Genomic DNA, 16,672 nt, shown 5'->3' on the forward strand with positions numbered 1-16,672 from the left:
GAGTTAAAAGTACTACTATAAATAATAGAACTTATGAATAATATTCACATATAAAGAAGGTGAACATCATAGCCTCAGTTAATAAAACACAACAATTCGCCAATTTAGTGCGTGCTTATAGAAAATCTTATATTGGTAAAGGGCCTGAAAATATCAAAGTTTTCTTTAAGGATAATTGGGCTATATGTCACATGACTGGAAGTTTAAGTAAAGTCGAAAACTTTTATTTGCAAAATAAAGATTTTACGAGTATGCTTAAACAAGGACGTACAGAAGAAATTAAAGATTTATATAAACGTCAACCTCCAAAAGAAATGGAAGAACTTGTTGGCGCTAAATTTGTAAAACTGTTTACTGACGTCGATTTAGAAAATGACGAGGTCATTTCAATATTTGTCTTTGATCAATCAATTGAAGAGTAATACTTCAATTTTATATACGATACATAATTTAATAACATTCAACATTAAAGTAAGATGATTTGAATTGTCTTAACTTTTTTGGGATTGGTGTAAGGTACTCGGTGCTGTTTGCTAACCCTTTTGTTTGAAATTTTTTCATTCATTTAAGGAGGTGGTTACGCAAATACGCATCGGGTTATTTTTTTAACGTTATAAGTGCTCTCAACATTGAATTACTAGATAGACTAGAACAATTCTAAAAATAGGAGTGTATATTTATGAAAATAGTAGCATTATTCCCAGAAACAGAGAAAGGCTTAGACAATCAATTATTAAATACTGAGAAAGCAATTGGTCTTAGAGATTTCTTAAAAGATACTGAACATGAATTAGTTATTTTAAAAAATGGTGAAGAAGATTTAGACAAACATTTAAGCGATATGGATATCGTAATCAGTGCGCCATTCTACCCTGCTTATATGAGCAAAGAACGCATTGAAAAAGCACCAAACTTAAAATTAGCAATTACTGCAGGTGTTGGTTCTGACCACGTTGATTTAGAAGCAGCTAGTCAACATGATGTTGGTGTTGTAGAAGTAACAGGCAGTAACACTGTCAGCGTTGCTGAACACGCAGTTATGGACTTATTAATTGTATTACGTAATTTCATGGAAGGTCACCGTCAATCAGTTGAAGGTGAATGGGATTTATCTAAAGTAGGTAACCAAGCACGTGAATTACAAAATAAAACAATTGGTATCTTTGGTTTCGGACGTATCGGTCAATTAGTAGCTGAACGCTTAAAACCTTTCAACGTAACAATCCAACACTATGACCCAATTAATCAAAAAGACAATGAAAACTCTAAATTCGTTGAATTTGATGAATTAATTAAAACAAGTGACGCTATCACAATTCATGCGCCTCTTACACCTTCAACAGATAACTTATTTGATGAAGATGTATTAAGTAAAATGAAAGAAGGTAGCTACTTAGTTAATACAGCTCGTGGTAAAATCGTTAACACTGAAGCATTAGCTGAAGCAGTTAAAAAAGGTCATATTCAAGGTTATGCAGGTGACGTTTGGTACCCACAACCAGCTCCAGCTGATCACCCTTGGAGAACTATGCCACGTAATGCGATGACTATTCACTATTCTGGTATGACTTTAGAATCTCAAGCACGTATTGAAGACGGCGTAAAAGATATCTTAAACCGCTTCTTTAACAACGAACCTTTCCAAGATAAAGACATCATCGTTTCTAGTGGTAAAATTTCAAGTGCTAGTTACACTGCTAAATAACAGCATTTATAAACGTTAAATTGATTATTCATTCGCATAATAAGATGATTCCCTGTAGTCTTTTATGCTTAATTTGCTTAAACTTAATCCTAAAAATGTAAAACCCTAAAAATTAAAACGTAATTTATTAATATAGATAATTAAAATAAAAATTCGAGTTATAACTTATAGATGAGCCATAAATTGTCATCATAAGCTTGAAAACTCAAAGTTAAAAGTTAAGCGTAGACGTAGCTCTTTGAGAAATATTGATTCTTCCCCAATTCAAATCAATTGAATCAAAGATTTACGTCCTATAGCTGACTCGCAATCACTAAATTCTAATATATAAATGATTATATTGAATCATCAAACTTTCCCTGTTAACTTGATGATTTAATATGAAAATTTCTCCCCTTAAACAAAGAGAGGAAGATGATACTCCCTGGTCATCTTCCTCTCTTTTTTGCTTTTTTCTTATTTTTTCGTTGAACTTTTAACACTTTAAACATAAATTTAGGTATACTTCTCATACGACCTATACGTCTCCAATCAATTAAGAGACGATATACCCATTCGATATTTAATCTTCTGAACAGTTTAGGTGCACGTTTCTTTGCACCACTAAACACTTCTAGAGAGCCACCTACTCCCATTAGTAGCGTATGTTCAAAGGAATGTTTATGCTTTTCAATCCACTGTTCTTGTAATGGAAAGCCCATACCTACAAAAATATAATCAGGATTAAAACGTTTGATACGTTTAATCACTGTTTCATCATTTAAATCAATATAACCATGATGGTGTTCAAACTGAGCTTGAGGGTATCTTTGTTGTAATTTCTCATGCGCTTGCTCAACAACTTCGTTGGTTGCACCTAATAAATATACTTTTTGGTGATTAGCATGCGCTATCTTCATGCAATGATTCATTAATTCAATTCCTGGAATTCGGCGTTTTAATGGCGTTTTCAATCTATTTGAAGCTTTGACGATTCCTGTACCATCTGGAACAATATAATCCGCTTGATTAATTAATTGTCGATACGTGACATGTTCAGTAGCATAATCAACAATTTCAGGATTAGCCGTCACGATAAATAGATTTCCGCCTGTTTCTTCATAAAAAAAGTTTTTAACATTTTCAATCATATCAAGCATCGTTACATTATCGAAATGTACGCCTAAAATATCTACTTTTTGACTTTTTGTTTTTATTTGATCACGCATTTAAGTAATCTCCTTACTCTCCATACAATTTCGTATTCATATATTATATGAGAGTTTAACATATATGAACACTTTTTTCTTAACAATTTTTTTACAATCAGCCTCTTCAGGTCATATATTGGTTTTGCTCAAAACCTAAACACTTTTGTCCACCCCTCTTTTAAAATAGGGCTAAAGTCCAAACGCTAAACTGAAGTATTTAACTTATAATAGATATTACATACATGAAGTAAACGAGGTTGATTATGCTTTATTTAGAAAATTTTTTCACTACAACGTTTAGCTTAAATATTTATTTAATCGTTATTATAGCCATTCTCTATATTTTTATCCATCATAATAGGCAACATACTATCAATCAATATTTAGATATTTATTTCAACTATATCCCTGTCCTAACACATGAATTTGGTCACGTCTTATTTAATAAAATCAGTGGTGGGAAAGCAAAAGATTTAGTAATAGTGATGCGTCCAAGTGAACGACTTCAAACTATGCAACAAGGTTATGCGATTACGCAATCCAAACACTTAGTCGGTCAATGTATCACTACTTTAGGAGGTTACGTTATGCCTCCAATTATGCTTTTAATCGGCTTAAGTGCAGCGCATTATAACCACCCTAGCCTATTCTTAACCGCTTATATCTTTATTTTTATCTATTATTTATTTTTGACTTCTAGAAAAGTTTCACCAATTATCGTACTCATCATATTAGGTACACTTTTATACTTTTTAATACAACATGATAACCAAGCATTAATATATTATGTCGTATTATTGAGTTACCATATGATATTAGGCCTGTTACTAGGAGAAGTTTTACAATCAAGTTGGACAATTTTTAATCTTACTTTTCAAAAGCCAGCACCAAGCTGGGATGGTCACACTTTAGCAACCATGACCCACATTCCAACTATCCTATTTAGCATATTATGGATAGCGATTAACTTCTTCTCACTATATCTAATGTTCAAATTCACATTCTAAAAGTTCGAATTTAATAATAAAAAAATCTCCGATAAGTAGTAATTAAACGCTTATCGGAGTTCAATTTATAATTTAAACGATTCATTATTACCCTTACTCTTACACATGCTCTGCAAAAATATTCATCGCATTATCATAACTTAAAATCGTCACAGTCTCATTGTGTTTAACAATGATCACTTTATTAGTTTCATCCTTAGTAACAATTTCAACTTCATTGCCAATTGAAATATCCTTGCTTGAAAGATAAATCAGTAACTCTGTTTTATCACGCACACGTTTAATATAAACACGATCGCCAGGTTCAAATTCAAGTAATGAGGTAGTAAATTTTTCATTAAAATGATGATCACGCGGAATGATACCACCGTGCGGACATGTTTCAGGATAATCTAGTATCTTATCCAATCTTTCGACAAATAAATCAGAAACACGATGTTCTAATATTTCCGCTTCTTGATGCACTTCTTCCCAATTATATTGTAAAACTTCTATTAAAAATAGCTCCAACAGACGATGTCGCTTAATGATATCCAACGTATGTTTCAAGCCTTCATCCGACAACTTCACACCTTTATAATGTTTCGTTTCGACGTAACCAGCCTTTTCCAAACGCCCTACCATTTCACTAACTGAAGGAGGCTTAATATTTAAATACTGAGACAATTTCTTATTTAAAACAAATGAGTGATCACCATCATTCGCTAATATCGCTTTTAAATAATCCTCTTTCTCTTCAGTTAACATTATTTCACCTCACCTAAGCATTCACTTTATTGTATCACGAATTGCTCGCAAATGTTATTGCCTCACATTTTTGAAAAGGTAGTCCCCAATAGCTAGCGATAATGATATAGAAACGTATAGTGTTCTACCTTTTCAAAGAAAAAAATAAATCCCTAATGCAAGATACATCAGGGATTCTAAATATAACATCCTTTAATCCGTCAAGCTATCCACGATAACCATTTCATCATAGTTAATCGCTTCTCTCAACTTCAAGGCTGTACTTTCGGTAATTTCATCGTCGTCCACTAAATCAGTTAAGATACGACGTTGTTCTCTTAAAGCATTGAGTTTAATCTTCGTAATAGAATCTTCAGCACGCGTGTTGAAGAAGTTAGCTGGAGAAAGGTTATCAATTCTCATGAGATAACCGTCACAAATCATTCCAACCTCTAATTTATTATCTTCATTCGCTTCATCTACTAAACGACTTACGACGTTATAATGGACAAGTTTATTAATCTTTGAAAGTTCCATTAAGTTTTCCGTTACACTTAATGAGGAAGCGGCATTTGTACGTGTACGAATACGACGTTTTAAAAGCCATGCTCTTAAGCCGACGATAATACGACGAATTAATGATGCTTGTCTATACACTTGCGTTCTTTCGGCATATCTCATGTAGTTTTCCAACATACTTTTAGTGATATCGCCTTGGTCAGCAAGGTCTTTAAGTGTTTTATTCTCAACTTTAAACGCTATACTTTGTAAACGTTCAAGCTCTTTAGAGTTCTCATCATCTTTCTCCACAGATTTCAAGAACGTCAATTTATCATGATATTCTTTAATCACGTTACCATAACGATAACTTGTTTCGAATGTAGAATGATGATTTAAATAATCAATCACATGTTCAAGAATATATATTCTGGCCTCTTTAAAGTTCATACTTCCAATTTTAGCTTTAGGTGCAGAGGCTGTGACAAATGGCAAGACAACTTGCGCGATGACTAGACTTATAATTACCATTCCTGACGAAATAAATAATAAGTCATTTCGGTAGGTAAACGCATGATGATTCGCTAAATAATACGGTAACGTCAATGCGATGGCCAACGAAATAGTTCCGTGCACACCGCATAGCGTCATAATTAACGCATACATACTACGTTTAGGCGGTTTCTCTTTTCTCTTATCATCGCCTTCATCGTTCATCATTTTTTGAAAAGGGCTGACCGATAAATAAAACGATGGGTAGAGTACATACACCCAAATAAATCTAAATAAATACACAGCTAAAGCAACTAAAGCAGTAATAATCATTAAGAATAATAAATTATGTGGTTCAGTTTTTACAATATTGCCAATTACTTCTGGCACTAAAAATCCTAATATTGAAAAAACAAAACCATTTAACGCATAACCTAGAATATTCCATGTATGGTTATAACTCATTTGCAGACGCGTACGTGTCTGCGCGATACGATCACGCTCAAATCCATGTACCAAACCAGCAACTACGGCTGCAATGATACCTGACGCGTGAAACATTTCAGCTACGAGATATGTTACAAAAGGTGTAAGTAATTGCAGGAACGTAAACATATTGATATTTTCAATACCACGTCTTGTAAGCGTCAAGCGGAATCGCACTAATGCAATACCAATAAGTAAACCAACAATTGCGCCTCCTATAGAAGCAATTAAGAATTGTTGCACCGCTTCAACTAAAGAAAACGCTCCAGTAATTAACACACCTACAGCGATTTTAAAAGATATGATACCGGCAGCATCATTTAATAATGACTCACCTTCTAAAATCGTCATAGCACCTTTAGGTAACACTTTACCTCGTGTAATGGCTTGTACTGCTACAGCATCAGTTGGACATAAAATAGCAGCTATAGCGAACGCTGCACCTATAGGTAAATCTGACCATATCCAATGAACAAATAATCCAACGCCAATAACTGTAGTAATAACTAGACCTAACGCCATCAACATAACAGGTTTAAGATATCGACGTAAATGGACCCTAGAAACGTTAACGCCCTCAACGAATAATAAAGGCGCGATTGTGGCTACCATGAAGAGTTCAGAATCGAAGTTAAATTCCACAGGTACTGGTAATAAAAAGAGGAGCATGCCCAAAGCAATTTGGATAAATGCCAGAGGTACTTTAGGTAAAAAAGTATGAACAAAGGAGCTTATAATCACTACAGCCAGAAATATTAGAATCGTTTCAAATATTTCCAAACTTTCACCCCATTATTTTCTTTTTGAGTTAGAAAAATAAAATCTGTTTAATAATGTTTTTATGTCTAATTATATCCACAAATGATTCATCTCAAACTCTTAAACTGTTACTTATAATTTTACCATTATTCTGACTATGAATTAACTAACTTGCACTAATGATTATATAAAAGGAATTAAATTGCTAGCATTATATAAAATATTTGTTTTATTGCTTATTTATTAGAATGAATGACTAAACCCCTCACTATAATACAATAAATAGTAAGGGGTTTTTAAAACAGTAATTATATTAAGATGAATTCACACGTAAATAAAAATATTATCAATCTTCTAAGTCTTTTTCTGCTTCTTCTATGAATTTTTTATTTTCTTCTATTTGTTCTTTTCGGGCCTCTTCATCTTCTATTTCTCTTTGTTTTTTCATATCATAATAAATTTGTTCACGTTGCTCTTCGCGTCGTTTCGCTCTACTTTCTAATTCTTCTTTAGTGTTAAACTCATTCGAACTTAACAGAATAGCTGATTCTCTAGGAACATCATCTTTACGATACATATAAGCACCTGTACGATAAGCTGCTCTAGCTACAAGGTGCATGCCTACTGGAGAAGTTAAATTAATGAAGACAATTGAAAGTAATAATCGTACACTAAAGAAACTCTGTGAATGGATGAAATAGATTAATACGCCTATCAACGTTAATAGCACAGATAAAGTCGAACTTTTAGTCGAAGCATGACTTCGTAAAAAGACATCTTGAAATTTCACTATACCAATCGCACTAATCACTGCAATGATACTTCCTAGAAAGATAAGGATGGCGGCGATTAATTCAACGATTTCGTTTATTTGTTCCATTGAATACTCGACCTCCTCCTATAAATCTAGAAATTGAAACTGAACTTACAAAGGATATAATCGCAATTAACATAATTGAATCTAGATAAGATACTGTATCGTATATCACGCTAATGATACCTACTATACACATGATTACGGCACTCGAAGCATCAAAGGCTACAACTCTATCTGCCGTTGTAGGTCCTTTAATCAAACGGAAGAGGCCAATTAAAAATGCTATACCAAATAATACTAATGCACTTGTTGTAAAGAAATTGATGAGTGACTCAATCATTGTGTCACCTCCAGAATCAAGTTTTCATATTGCTTGATATTCTTCAATAAACTTTCTTTTTCCTTTTCAGAGACATCAATACTATGAATGAAAAATTTATTTGTCGCTTTTGAAATTCTAATCACTGTAGATCCAGGCGTAATAATAATTAAGATAGTTAAAAATGTAATAGACCAATCATTTTTAAGGGTTGTTTCATACGTTAAGAGACCTGGGTTCATATCTTTCGTTTTAAAAAGAATGTAATTAATAATACTAATACTAGATGTAATTAATTGGTATAAGTAAACTGCTAAGAACTTAATTGCCACCCATATCTTTTTAGGATAAAATTCCTGATTAAAGAAACGGTGAAGAATATATATCACTATTAAGCCAATCACATAGCCAGACACAAAGGTAGAGAATAAAAATGAATGTTCATCTTGAAAGAGTACCCATAGAAACGCAATTAAAATATTTAAAACGATTTGTCTCATTTATTCTCCTCCTTTAAATGTGTATTGACTAAATTATGGAAATAATGATCATCCACATTTAATTTAGTGGCATTCTCTGTTGCTTTCATTACAACTGGCGAAGCGATACCCATTGCTAATACTACGGCAATGAGCACACCTAGAATACTTTTACGATGCATTGGTAATGGGTTGAAATCAACTTGTTCACCATCATTATCTCCGAAGTACATAATAAATAAAATTCTAAAGAGACTATACATAGCAAGTAAGCTTGTAATAATCATTAAAGTTAAGCCAATATAATTGCCATTTTGAACTGCCCCTTGGAAGATAAGGACTTTTCCTGGGAAACCACTAAATGGAGGAACGCCGCCAATCGCGAAGATCATTACTATAAAGGCAACTCCGTAGAACGGTTCTTTTTTAGCTAGACCACTTAAATATCGATATTCTCGATAACCTGACATATACACTAAACTACCAATGATAAAGAACAGCATTGTTTTAACAATAATGTCATTTGCTAAATAGAAGATAGCGCCATGGACCCCAGCAAATGTATTGGAACCTAATCCTAAAATGACAAAGCCAATAGATAAAATAACTTGGTAAGATGCCACTTTCTTAATATCTCGATAAGCAATAACGCCAAATGCGCCGATAACCATCGTAATACATGATAGAAATACGAGTAACGGATGCGTAACGCCAGTATGTTGATCAAATAGTAAAGTGAAGAAGCGGATTAACGCATAAGCCCCTACTTTCGTCATTAAAGCTGCAAATAAAGCTGCAAGTTCTGTATTTAAAACGGCATACGCTTTAGGTAACCACATGAAGAGTACTAAAGCTGCTTTAGAACCAAAAGCTACGATAAATACAATGGACACGATAAAAATTGCCTTATTATCATGTATTTGGTCTAAACGTAATGCAATGTGAGAAAAGTTTAATGTGCCAACTATTTTGTACAATAAGCCAATACCTAATAGGAATAACCATGAGCCAATGATATTTAATACTACATAAATAATCGCAGCACGTAATTGTTCTACTGACTGTCCAAGTGTTACTAATACGAACGACGCAAGTAACATAATTTCAAACATGACATATAAATTAAATAAGTCTGAAGTTAAGAAAGAACCGATGACGCCTACCGTTAAGAATAAAATAAAGGAAGGCATATAATATCGATTAACACGTTGTTCACCGCGTCCAAACCCATACGACATAATCAATGTCACTACAAAGGACGCGACTGTAGTCATTAATAGACCTAGTGAATCTCCTAAAAATTGTATGCCAAACGGCGCTGGCCAATCGCCAAAGTCTAATGTAATTGGCTTATGATTTAATACATAAATAAGTAAAACTAGAGAAATAATTGTATTAAGCGACATCGTGCCGATATATAAAATCTTTGATAAGGTATTTTTATTTTTCGTAAATACAAGGACTAACGCACATAAAAGAGGTAGTAAAATTGGGAGAATTAAAATATTACTGTTCATGCTTCTCCTCCTCTCCTCTTAATACATCAATATCCGCCTCTTTCGTTACACGATATGTTCGATAAATTAATACTAATAGAAAAGCGGTCATCGCAAATCCAATAACGATAGCTGTTAGGACAATTGCTTGTAATAATGGATCTACAAAGTTTTTATTTGAGCTATGAATTAATGGTTCGACCATCTTATTACTATAATGACCCATACTCATAATAAGTAAATTGCCTGCATGGGTATAAATTGAAATACCGATAACAATGCGTATTAAATTTAAAGATAGAATCATGTATGTTCCTATAAATACTAAGAATCCTATCACAAAAAGTAAGATTAAATTCATGAATTATCACCACTTAATGACAACATTACTGTGACAATGACGCCTACTACTGTAAGTAAGACGCCTCCTTCAAAAAGCGTGACCGTAGTCAAATGAAGTTCGCCAAAAATAGGTAAAGGAATATGCGCTTCACTTTGATATAAGAAAGATTTACCAAAGAATATAGGAACAACTGCTGTTAATATTGATATGAAGGAGCCAATAATCATTAACTTCTTAAAATCAATCGGCAAGCTTTCTAAGACTTCATTCACATCGAAAGCTAAAAACATTAAGATGAAGGCTGAACTAAATACAAGCCCTCCAATGAAGCCTCCGCCTGGATTATTATGTCCTGCAAAGAACAAATAAAATCCAAATGTGAGTAAAATAAAAACAACAATTTTAGTGACTGTTTTTAAGACAACATCATTTTCTCTCATCTTGGCCCCTCCAATCTTTATAATTTAATAATGTGTAAATACCTAAACCAACTATAATTAATACAAGACTCTCAAACATTGTATCCAATGCTCTAAAGTCACCTAAAATGGCATTAACTATATTCTTGCCACCTGTTAATTTATAAGCATCCATATAGTATTTAGAAATTGTCTCTAGTCCATCACCTTGTTGAGCTATAAAGACTAGCGTTACAACAGCGCCTGCCATAATAAATGACACAATTATTTTTACACTTTCTATTTTGATGTTACTTGCTCTACGAGAAATGTTTGGTAAACGTGAGAAACTAACAATAAATAGAATTGTTGTAATCGTTTCGACTACTAATTGTGTTAATGCTAAGTCTGGCGCACGCATTACTAAAAAGAATAATGCTACAGAATAACCAATGATTCCGTTTAATATAACCATTGTTAAACGTTGGCGAATAAATACTAACGCCACACCTACAATGCTTACCATAATTGCTAAAATAACCTCTAAAGGACCGAAGTCAGTAACATGAATTTGATGTAATTTTGGAAAACCAACTTGCATAATGCCATAAGCTACTAACATCGCAAATATTAAGAGCGTGATAATATTGTAGTGATTTAAGCGGTTATTCATTAAACGACGAATACCTTGCCCTGAGTAATTTTCAAATCCGCGATAAGCTTTGCGATATGAATTTGTAATTGAAGCATATTTTACAACACGGTGTGTTAAATATTTCCAATCAATTTTCAGAGCTAAAATAAGTCCTACCACAATAACAATAATGCTAAATATTAATGGTAAGTTAAAGCCATGCCATTGTGATACATGCGGTGCTAGTGCATCTACATTAGTACCTAAATGCGTCACATTGCGTAAGGCTGGTAAAACAATGTGATGTGTAAAGAAATTAGGTACGAAGAAAATAATTGGCAACATAATCATTAAAATAATCGCTGGTAAGCTAAATAACCAAGGTTCATGAATATGTTTCTTTGGTACTTCTCTTTCATCAAATTCGCCCCAATATGTTTCTTTTAACATGTAAACTGCATAAACAAATGTAAAAATACTTGCGATGACGCCTAAAGCCACGACTAAAACGGTTAACGGTAAACCAAATTGTTGTAACTTAATAGATTTCACTAATGAGTCAAAGAACATTTCTTTACTCAAGAAACCATTTAAGAATGGTACGCCTGCCATTGATAAGGCAGCTAAAGTCATTGCTAAATTCATTTTAGGGAAAAATTTGCGCATACCACTTAAACGACGAATATCTCGTGTACCTGATTCGTGATCGATGATACCTACGCCCATAAATAAAGCACATTTAAATAAAGCATGATTCATTAAATGGAATAAGCCCGCAAATAAAACAAGCGTATATGTTTCTGCCATAGGGCCTGTAGGATGTTGAGCAATACCTCCACCTAAACCGACCATCGACATAATCATACCGAGTTGACTTATTGTAGAGTACGCTAATATTCCTTTTAAATCATATTGTCTTAAAGCTGTAATCGAACCGAACATCATTGTTATAAGTCCAACGAACGTTACTGTATAAATGTAACTATTACTTAAGCCTAATATTGGAGTAAATCTGAATAGTAAAAAGATACCTGCTTTTACCATTGTGGCTGAGTGTAGATACGCACTTACTGGCGTAGGAGCAGCCATTGCTTTAGGTAACCAAATATGAAATGGAAATTGCGCTGATTTTGTAAAAGCACCTATAAGCAACATAATCATCATTGGTATAAATAAAGCATGTTCGCTTATTTCATGTCTTTGTGCTAACAATTCAGAAATTGTATTAGTGCCGGTAATAATATAAAGCATGATAAAGCCAGTTAATAAAGCTAAACCGCCTAATACCGTAATCATAAATGATTGAATCGCACCTAATTGGCTATTTGGATTACTATACCAATATGAAATTAATAAGAACGAGGATACACTCGTTAGTTCCCAAAAGACATACATTAGAATAGTGTTGTTAGAAATCACAATACCTAACATACTAAACATGAATAAAAGTAAATATAAGAAGAAACGCGGTAAATTATTACTGCTATCCGCCATGTACTGTGTCGCATAGAAGAATACAGCAACACCAATAATAGAAATAATTAGTCCAAACATGAGTCCAAGGCCATCTAACCTTAAATCGAAATTGACATCAATAACAGGCATCCAAGGAATCTTGAATGTAATAAATTTTTGATGCATCACATTAGGAATCTGAGAAAGAAAATAAACAGAAGCTATAATTGGTGCAAGTAGTGATATATAACCTGAGTAGCGTCTAAGAGGTTTAATAAATAATGTTACTAAGACCAATCCCATTACTAAGATGAGACTTCCTAGTAAGTAGACTAAGCTCATCAAATACCTCCTTTTTTAGTAGTATTATAAGTTCAAAGCAATGATTGTATGATGTTCTTCTTTAGTTGAAAGTCCTATAAATTTCACTGTTTCTTGTGTAGTTTGATGACCTAAATACTTTTGTATGATTGCAATAGAAATACCCGCTTTATAAGCATGGTAAGCAAATGTTTTACGTAAAGTAGTTAAACCGATGTGTAGTAAGCCTAACTCTTCAGCGGCTTGGTGAATAATACGGTAAGCTTGTTGTCTTGATAATTCTTTGTGCGTACGCAAAGATTGGAACAAAAGTTGATCATAAGTAAGTTGATTAGCTTCAATATACGCTTTCACTTCTGAACGTAAATCCTCTGGTAACATAATTTTAATGGATGGCGCACATTGTTGAATCCATGACGATACAATATCCTCTTCGTCTCTCTTTAAAACTTCTTCCACTTTTAGATTTAATAAATCCATTAAACGAATACCTGTATGTATAGCTAATTTAAATAGTAAATAATCTCTTTCGGATTTTGCCTTTAATACTTGATACATTCTTTGAATATCTTCTTTATTTCTAATAGGTTCAACTTGATTCATTTGTTCACCTCTAATCACTTAGGTTTCTTATTTAATGATAAATGATATTTTAGTAACATTAAACCTTTTTGCTTAATTTTTTTATTTTAGGGTGTCCCTTTTTTCAAAAAGATTCGATATATAAAGTGAAAGGAGGTGAAACACTCATGAATGAAGTATCTCAATTAACTGTTGTTTGTACACATATTTATCACGACGAAAATGGTAAAGCCAAAGAAACAAAACGTCGCTTTACAAACTTAAACACAAGCGCTACTGAATCCGACATTAAAGCCTTCGCTGATATTATTTCTAATTTAATCGGAGAAGTCTTTGATAAAGTCGAAGTAGTCAAAACACAAGTTGTAGCTTAATCAAAAATTCAGTATCGCTAACACTTATGTAGAACATTAATTATTTAATAAGGAGGTATGTAGCATGTCTAAAACATTAGAGCTCATATTTAAAACGAATTTAAACAAATCTGCCAAATTACAATTCCCCAATATTAGCGCCGCTTCTGTCACTGAGGCTAGTGCTCAAAATGCCATGGAAAATATCCTAAAATTAAATATTTTAAAACCTACCACTGGCACACCTATCAAACCCGCTTCTGCTCAAATCGTAGACAAAACAACAACTGTTATTTTTGAAACAAAATAATTAAGTTGCATTTCCGAAATTCATAACACCTAACTAGACAGCTCAAGGTCGTTTTTAATTTTTTAAAATCGGCCTTGAGTTGTTTAATTTTCTATTATTACGTTTGGGTCAGGGCTTCCTAAATACTTCTACTACTTTTGATAATTTAACAGCAAATAAGTATAATAATAATGTTTCAAAAAATAGAAAGTTGAGGGAGCAAACATGATATTTTTATTTATTCTCGGTATCGTGGCAGGAATGATGGTCCCTATTCAAACTTCCATTAATTCCCGTTTAGGTAGATATACTGAATCTTCATTTTATGCTTCTACCATTTCATTTTTCGTCGGTACTATATTTTTATTCATCTTAAACATAATATTTAATACCCAAATGTTTACGTCTTCATTCTACGCTGGTCATTCTTTTAACTATCATTGGTGGGTAGGTGGCCTATTAGGTGTATGTTTCTTAACAGGTAACTTATTATTATTACCTCGTTTAGGTGCTGCTTTGACTGTTGTAATGACGGTAGCTGGTCAAATTATTATGGGCGTCGTCATTGATACATTTGGTTTATTAGGTGCAAATCACCATGCGTTTACATTCTTTAAAGGTGTAGGCATCGTTATTTTATTTTTTGGTATCTTGTTGATGAACTACATACCTAAAAGTAAATTAGAAGATAAAGTAAATCCTACATTTTATTTATGGCTTATAGCTGGATTTGTGTTTGGATTTGCTCCTCCTCTGCAAACTACAATTAATAGTGGGCTTTCTCAACAAATGGGCTCTTCTTTATTTGCATCGCTGGTTTCATTTTCAGTGGGAACTATAGCATTATTCATTCTTACGTTAATCTTTAACCGTAGCTTGAAAATTAAGACTATCCAACCCAACATCGGTAAAATCAAACCTGTTTACTTTATCGGTGGTATCTTAGGTGTAGTATTTGTTACCTCAAATATCATATTAATGCCATTTTTAGGCGCTGCTTTAACAACTATTGTAGCAATGCTTGGACAAATGTTAATGGGCGTGATTATTGATCATTTTGGCTTAGGTGTACCGAAGAATCGTATTACGTTACGTAAATTTATTGGCTTAATTGCCATTGCTATCGGTATTATTTTGTTACGTCTTTTCTAATTTTTAAGTAAAAATTTAATATTTACTATATATAAAGTCTTCTTAATGAATAATTGAGAAGACTTTTCTATTTACTATCATTTAGTAGCTATACTCAAGGTTTTCATGATGTATAATTGAAACACAACAACTTAATAGAGGTGACTTATTTGAAAAAACTTTTTACTCCCCTATCTATTCTCTCCACTATCCTTTTCCTTCTTATCGCCAGCTTTGGGTACTATATTTATACAAAAGTTCCTAAGCAGCCAAATCTTTCAAAGTTAGAGACGATAAAGGCAAAGCCTCAAATTACACTTACTTTTAGTGGCATTCAACAAGCTGAACAAACTTACACCGTATACTTCACTCCTAAACTAGGCGCTATTTCTGATCTTTTAGTGAAAAATGAAGCAACCATTACTCCACAAACGCCCTTACTCGAATACTATGATCCCAACATTGAAAAATTAATCGTAGCTAAAAAGAAAACATTATCCTCTTTACAACAACGACAAACAGATACTAAAATGTCTCCACTACAACAATATGAATTAACTAATCAAATCCAAGAATTACAAAGTCGTCTTCGTACTCAAATATTTTCTCCTATCAAAGGCAAAGTCACATTACTCAATGAATTTCCTTCTAAACCTCAAACTAAAATTATGGTTATTAATAGCGACAGACGTGTGATTCGTGCTATAGTAAACGAATCGCAATTAAAACAATTAAAAATTAAACAAAATGTTAATGTAACCTCGAACCATTCGAAATTATTTACCGGGAACATTCGGTATATCTCTCCAGTCCCTTCAAAAATAATTAAGAAAGAATCTTTCTATCGTGTTGATATTTCTTCAGATGATCAATATCCGATTGGACGTCATTTTGATATAGATATCGGTAGTGCATATTTCGAATTACCAAAATCTGTGATTTATAAAGACCATTTTATTTTGATTACACACAATAATAAAATTATTAAAAGAAGTATTAAATATATTAAAAGTCAAAAAAGTGGGTATATTATGGTATCCAATGGAATAAATATTGGAGATAAAATTATTGTGCACCCTACGTCATCACTTTTACAAAATGATAAGTGATATTTTTTATAACTTAATATTCAGACAATTTTTTATTTAATAGAGAGTAACAATAATTGTTCATAATTAATTGGTTATAAAAA

Annotated in this window: 18 protein-coding genes; 7 read left to right on the top strand and 11 right to left on the bottom strand. The window is 32.8% G+C overall.

The window, feature by feature from the left end; genetic code table 11:
- Positions 1–59: 59 nt before the first annotated feature.
- Together CD127_RS08750 and CD127_RS08755 are read left to right on the top strand one after the other, a co-directional pair.
- Entirely contained in the window at positions 60–422 is a 363-nt protein-coding gene (locus CD127_RS08750) for a Na-translocating system protein MpsC family protein (RefSeq protein ID WP_103298945.1), read from the top strand.
- 257 nt (positions 423–679) lie between these two features.
- Positions 680–1,705, top strand: coding sequence for an NAD-dependent formate dehydrogenase (locus CD127_RS08755; protein WP_103298944.1), 1,026 nt, complete (start codon positions 680–682; stop codon positions 1,703–1,705).
- A 428-nt stretch (positions 1,706–2,133) separates the two neighbouring features.
- Here CD127_RS08755 and tarA read toward each other — a convergent pair whose 3' ends face one another.
- A complete protein-coding gene (gene tarA / locus CD127_RS08760) occupies positions 2,134–2,913 on the bottom strand; it encodes an N-acetylglucosaminyldiphosphoundecaprenol N-acetyl-beta-D-mannosaminyltransferase TarA (protein ID WP_103366430.1) in 780 nt (259 codons plus the stop codon).
- A gap of 245 nt (positions 2,914–3,158) precedes the next feature.
- On the opposite strand from tarA, the gene CD127_RS08765 reads away from it, so the two are divergent.
- Positions 3,159–3,902: a M50 family metallopeptidase gene (locus CD127_RS08765; protein ID WP_103298942.1), complete on the top strand. Its 744-nt coding sequence runs from the start codon at positions 3,159–3,161 to the stop codon at positions 3,900–3,902.
- Positions 3,903–4,001: 99 nt separating this feature from the next.
- Here CD127_RS08765 and CD127_RS08770 read toward each other — a convergent pair whose 3' ends face one another.
- The 10 genes from CD127_RS08770 to CD127_RS08815 form a co-directional block, all read right to left on the bottom strand.
- Complete coding sequence (locus tag CD127_RS08770) at positions 4,002–4,649, bottom strand: metal-dependent transcriptional regulator (protein WP_103366431.1); 648 nt, start codon at positions 4,647–4,649, stop codon at positions 4,002–4,004.
- A gap of 192 nt (positions 4,650–4,841) precedes the next feature.
- Complete coding sequence (locus tag CD127_RS08775) at positions 4,842–6,884, bottom strand: cation:proton antiporter (RefSeq protein WP_103366432.1); 2,043 nt, start codon at positions 6,882–6,884, stop codon at positions 4,842–4,844.
- 325 nt (positions 6,885–7,209) lie between these two features.
- On the bottom strand, positions 7,210–7,743 hold the full coding sequence (locus tag CD127_RS08780) for a Na+/H+ antiporter subunit G (RefSeq protein ID WP_103299088.1): 534 nt from the start codon (positions 7,741–7,743) through the stop codon (positions 7,210–7,212).
- Positions 7,718–8,020 (bottom strand): Na+/H+ antiporter Mnh2 subunit F, encoded by a 303-nt coding sequence (gene mnhF2 / locus CD127_RS08785; RefSeq protein ID WP_103299089.1) that lies wholly within the window; start codon positions 8,018–8,020, stop codon positions 7,718–7,720. The genes CD127_RS08780 and mnhF2 overlap by 26 nt, the downstream gene beginning before the upstream one ends.
- On the bottom strand, positions 8,017–8,499 hold the full coding sequence (mnhE2, locus tag CD127_RS08790) for a Na+/H+ antiporter Mnh2 subunit E (protein ID WP_103299090.1): 483 nt from the start codon (positions 8,497–8,499) through the stop codon (positions 8,017–8,019). Before mnhE2 ends, mnhF2 begins: the two co-directional genes overlap by 4 nt.
- Complete coding sequence (gene mnhD2, locus CD127_RS08795) at positions 8,496–9,995, bottom strand: Na+/H+ antiporter Mnh2 subunit D (RefSeq protein WP_103366433.1); 1,500 nt, start codon at positions 9,993–9,995, stop codon at positions 8,496–8,498. The genes mnhE2 and mnhD2 overlap by 4 nt, the downstream gene beginning before the upstream one ends.
- Positions 9,985–10,335, bottom strand: coding sequence for a Na+/H+ antiporter Mnh2 subunit C (gene mnhC2 / locus CD127_RS08800; RefSeq protein WP_103366434.1), 351 nt, complete (start codon positions 10,333–10,335; stop codon positions 9,985–9,987). The genes mnhD2 and mnhC2 overlap by 11 nt, the downstream gene beginning before the upstream one ends.
- Positions 10,332–10,757 (bottom strand): Na+/H+ antiporter Mnh2 subunit B, encoded by a 426-nt coding sequence (gene mnhB2, locus CD127_RS08805; protein ID WP_103366435.1) that lies wholly within the window; start codon positions 10,755–10,757, stop codon positions 10,332–10,334. The genes mnhC2 and mnhB2 overlap by 4 nt, the downstream gene beginning before the upstream one ends.
- Positions 10,744–13,146 carry a DUF4040 family protein gene (locus tag CD127_RS08810; RefSeq protein ID WP_103366436.1) on the bottom strand — a complete coding sequence of 801 codons (2,403 nt, stop codon included), beginning with the start codon at positions 13,144–13,146 and terminating at the stop codon, positions 10,744–10,746. The genes mnhB2 and CD127_RS08810 overlap by 14 nt, the downstream gene beginning before the upstream one ends.
- Positions 13,147–13,170: 24 nt before the next feature.
- Positions 13,171–13,728: a tyrosine-type recombinase/integrase gene (locus tag CD127_RS08815; RefSeq protein ID WP_103299095.1), complete on the bottom strand. Its 558-nt coding sequence runs from the start codon at positions 13,726–13,728 to the stop codon at positions 13,171–13,173.
- A gap of 146 nt (positions 13,729–13,874) precedes the next feature.
- Between CD127_RS08815 and sroA the strand changes: the two genes are divergently transcribed.
- From sroA to CD127_RS08835, 4 genes are all read left to right on the top strand, one after another.
- Positions 13,875–14,081 (top strand): sigS mRNA-stabilizing protein SroA, encoded by a 207-nt coding sequence (sroA, locus tag CD127_RS08820; RefSeq protein WP_103299096.1) that lies wholly within the window; start codon positions 13,875–13,877, stop codon positions 14,079–14,081.
- Positions 14,082–14,145: 64 nt separating this feature from the next.
- Positions 14,146–14,370 (top strand): DUF2922 domain-containing protein, encoded by a 225-nt coding sequence (locus CD127_RS08825; protein WP_103299097.1) that lies wholly within the window; start codon positions 14,146–14,148, stop codon positions 14,368–14,370.
- Between the two features lie 204 nt (positions 14,371–14,574).
- Positions 14,575–15,501, top strand: a complete 927-nt coding sequence (locus tag CD127_RS08830) for a DMT family transporter (RefSeq protein WP_103366437.1) — start codon at positions 14,575–14,577, stop codon at positions 15,499–15,501.
- A gap of 149 nt (positions 15,502–15,650) precedes the next feature.
- The gene (locus tag CD127_RS08835; RefSeq protein WP_103299099.1) at positions 15,651–16,589 is read left to right on the top strand and encodes an efflux RND transporter periplasmic adaptor subunit; all 939 of its coding nucleotides are present in this window, start codon (positions 15,651–15,653) and stop codon (positions 16,587–16,589) included.
- The last annotated feature ends 83 nt before the right edge of the window (positions 16,590–16,672 follow it).

Origin of the sequence: Staphylococcus petrasii, assembly GCF_002902565.1 — a bacterium.
GTDB lineage: Bacteria > Bacillota > Bacilli > Staphylococcales > Staphylococcaceae > Staphylococcus > Staphylococcus petrasii.

Coding starts and splice junctions, on each gene's coding strand:
- CD127_RS08755 (WP_103298944.1), top strand. CDS start 680: ATGAAAATAGTAGCATTATTCCCAGAAACAGAGAAAGGCTTAGACAAT.
- tarA (WP_103366430.1), bottom strand. CDS start 2,913: ATGCGTGATCAAATAAAAACAAAAAGTCAAAAAGTAGATATTTTAGGC.
- CD127_RS08765 (WP_103298942.1), top strand. CDS start 3,159: ATGCTTTATTTAGAAAATTTTTTCACTACAACGTTTAGCTTAAATATT.
- CD127_RS08770 (WP_103366431.1), bottom strand. CDS start 4,649: ATGTTAACTGAAGAGAAAGAGGATTATTTAAAAGCGATATTAGCGAAT.
- CD127_RS08780 (WP_103299088.1), bottom strand. CDS start 7,743: ATGGAACAAATAAACGAAATCGTTGAATTAATCGCCGCCATCCTTATC.
- mnhF2 (WP_103299089.1), bottom strand. CDS start 8,020: ATGATTGAGTCACTCATCAATTTCTTTACAACAAGTGCATTAGTATTA.
- mnhE2 (WP_103299090.1), bottom strand. CDS start 8,499: ATGAGACAAATCGTTTTAAATATTTTAATTGCGTTTCTATGGGTACTC.
- mnhD2 (WP_103366433.1), bottom strand. CDS start 9,995: ATGAACAGTAATATTTTAATTCTCCCAATTTTACTACCTCTTTTATGT.
- mnhC2 (WP_103366434.1), bottom strand. CDS start 10,335: ATGAATTTAATCTTACTTTTTGTGATAGGATTCTTAGTATTTATAGGA.
- mnhB2 (WP_103366435.1), bottom strand. CDS start 10,757: ATGAGAGAAAATGATGTTGTCTTAAAAACAGTCACTAAAATTGTTGTT.
- CD127_RS08810 (WP_103366436.1), bottom strand. CDS start 13,146: ATGAGCTTAGTCTACTTACTAGGAAGTCTCATCTTAGTAATGGGATTG.
- CD127_RS08815 (WP_103299095.1), bottom strand. CDS start 13,728: ATGAATCAAGTTGAACCTATTAGAAATAAAGAAGATATTCAAAGAATG.
- sroA (WP_103299096.1), top strand. CDS start 13,875: ATGAATGAAGTATCTCAATTAACTGTTGTTTGTACACATATTTATCAC.
- CD127_RS08825 (WP_103299097.1), top strand. CDS start 14,146: ATGTCTAAAACATTAGAGCTCATATTTAAAACGAATTTAAACAAATCT.
- CD127_RS08830 (WP_103366437.1), top strand. CDS start 14,575: ATGATATTTTTATTTATTCTCGGTATCGTGGCAGGAATGATGGTCCCT.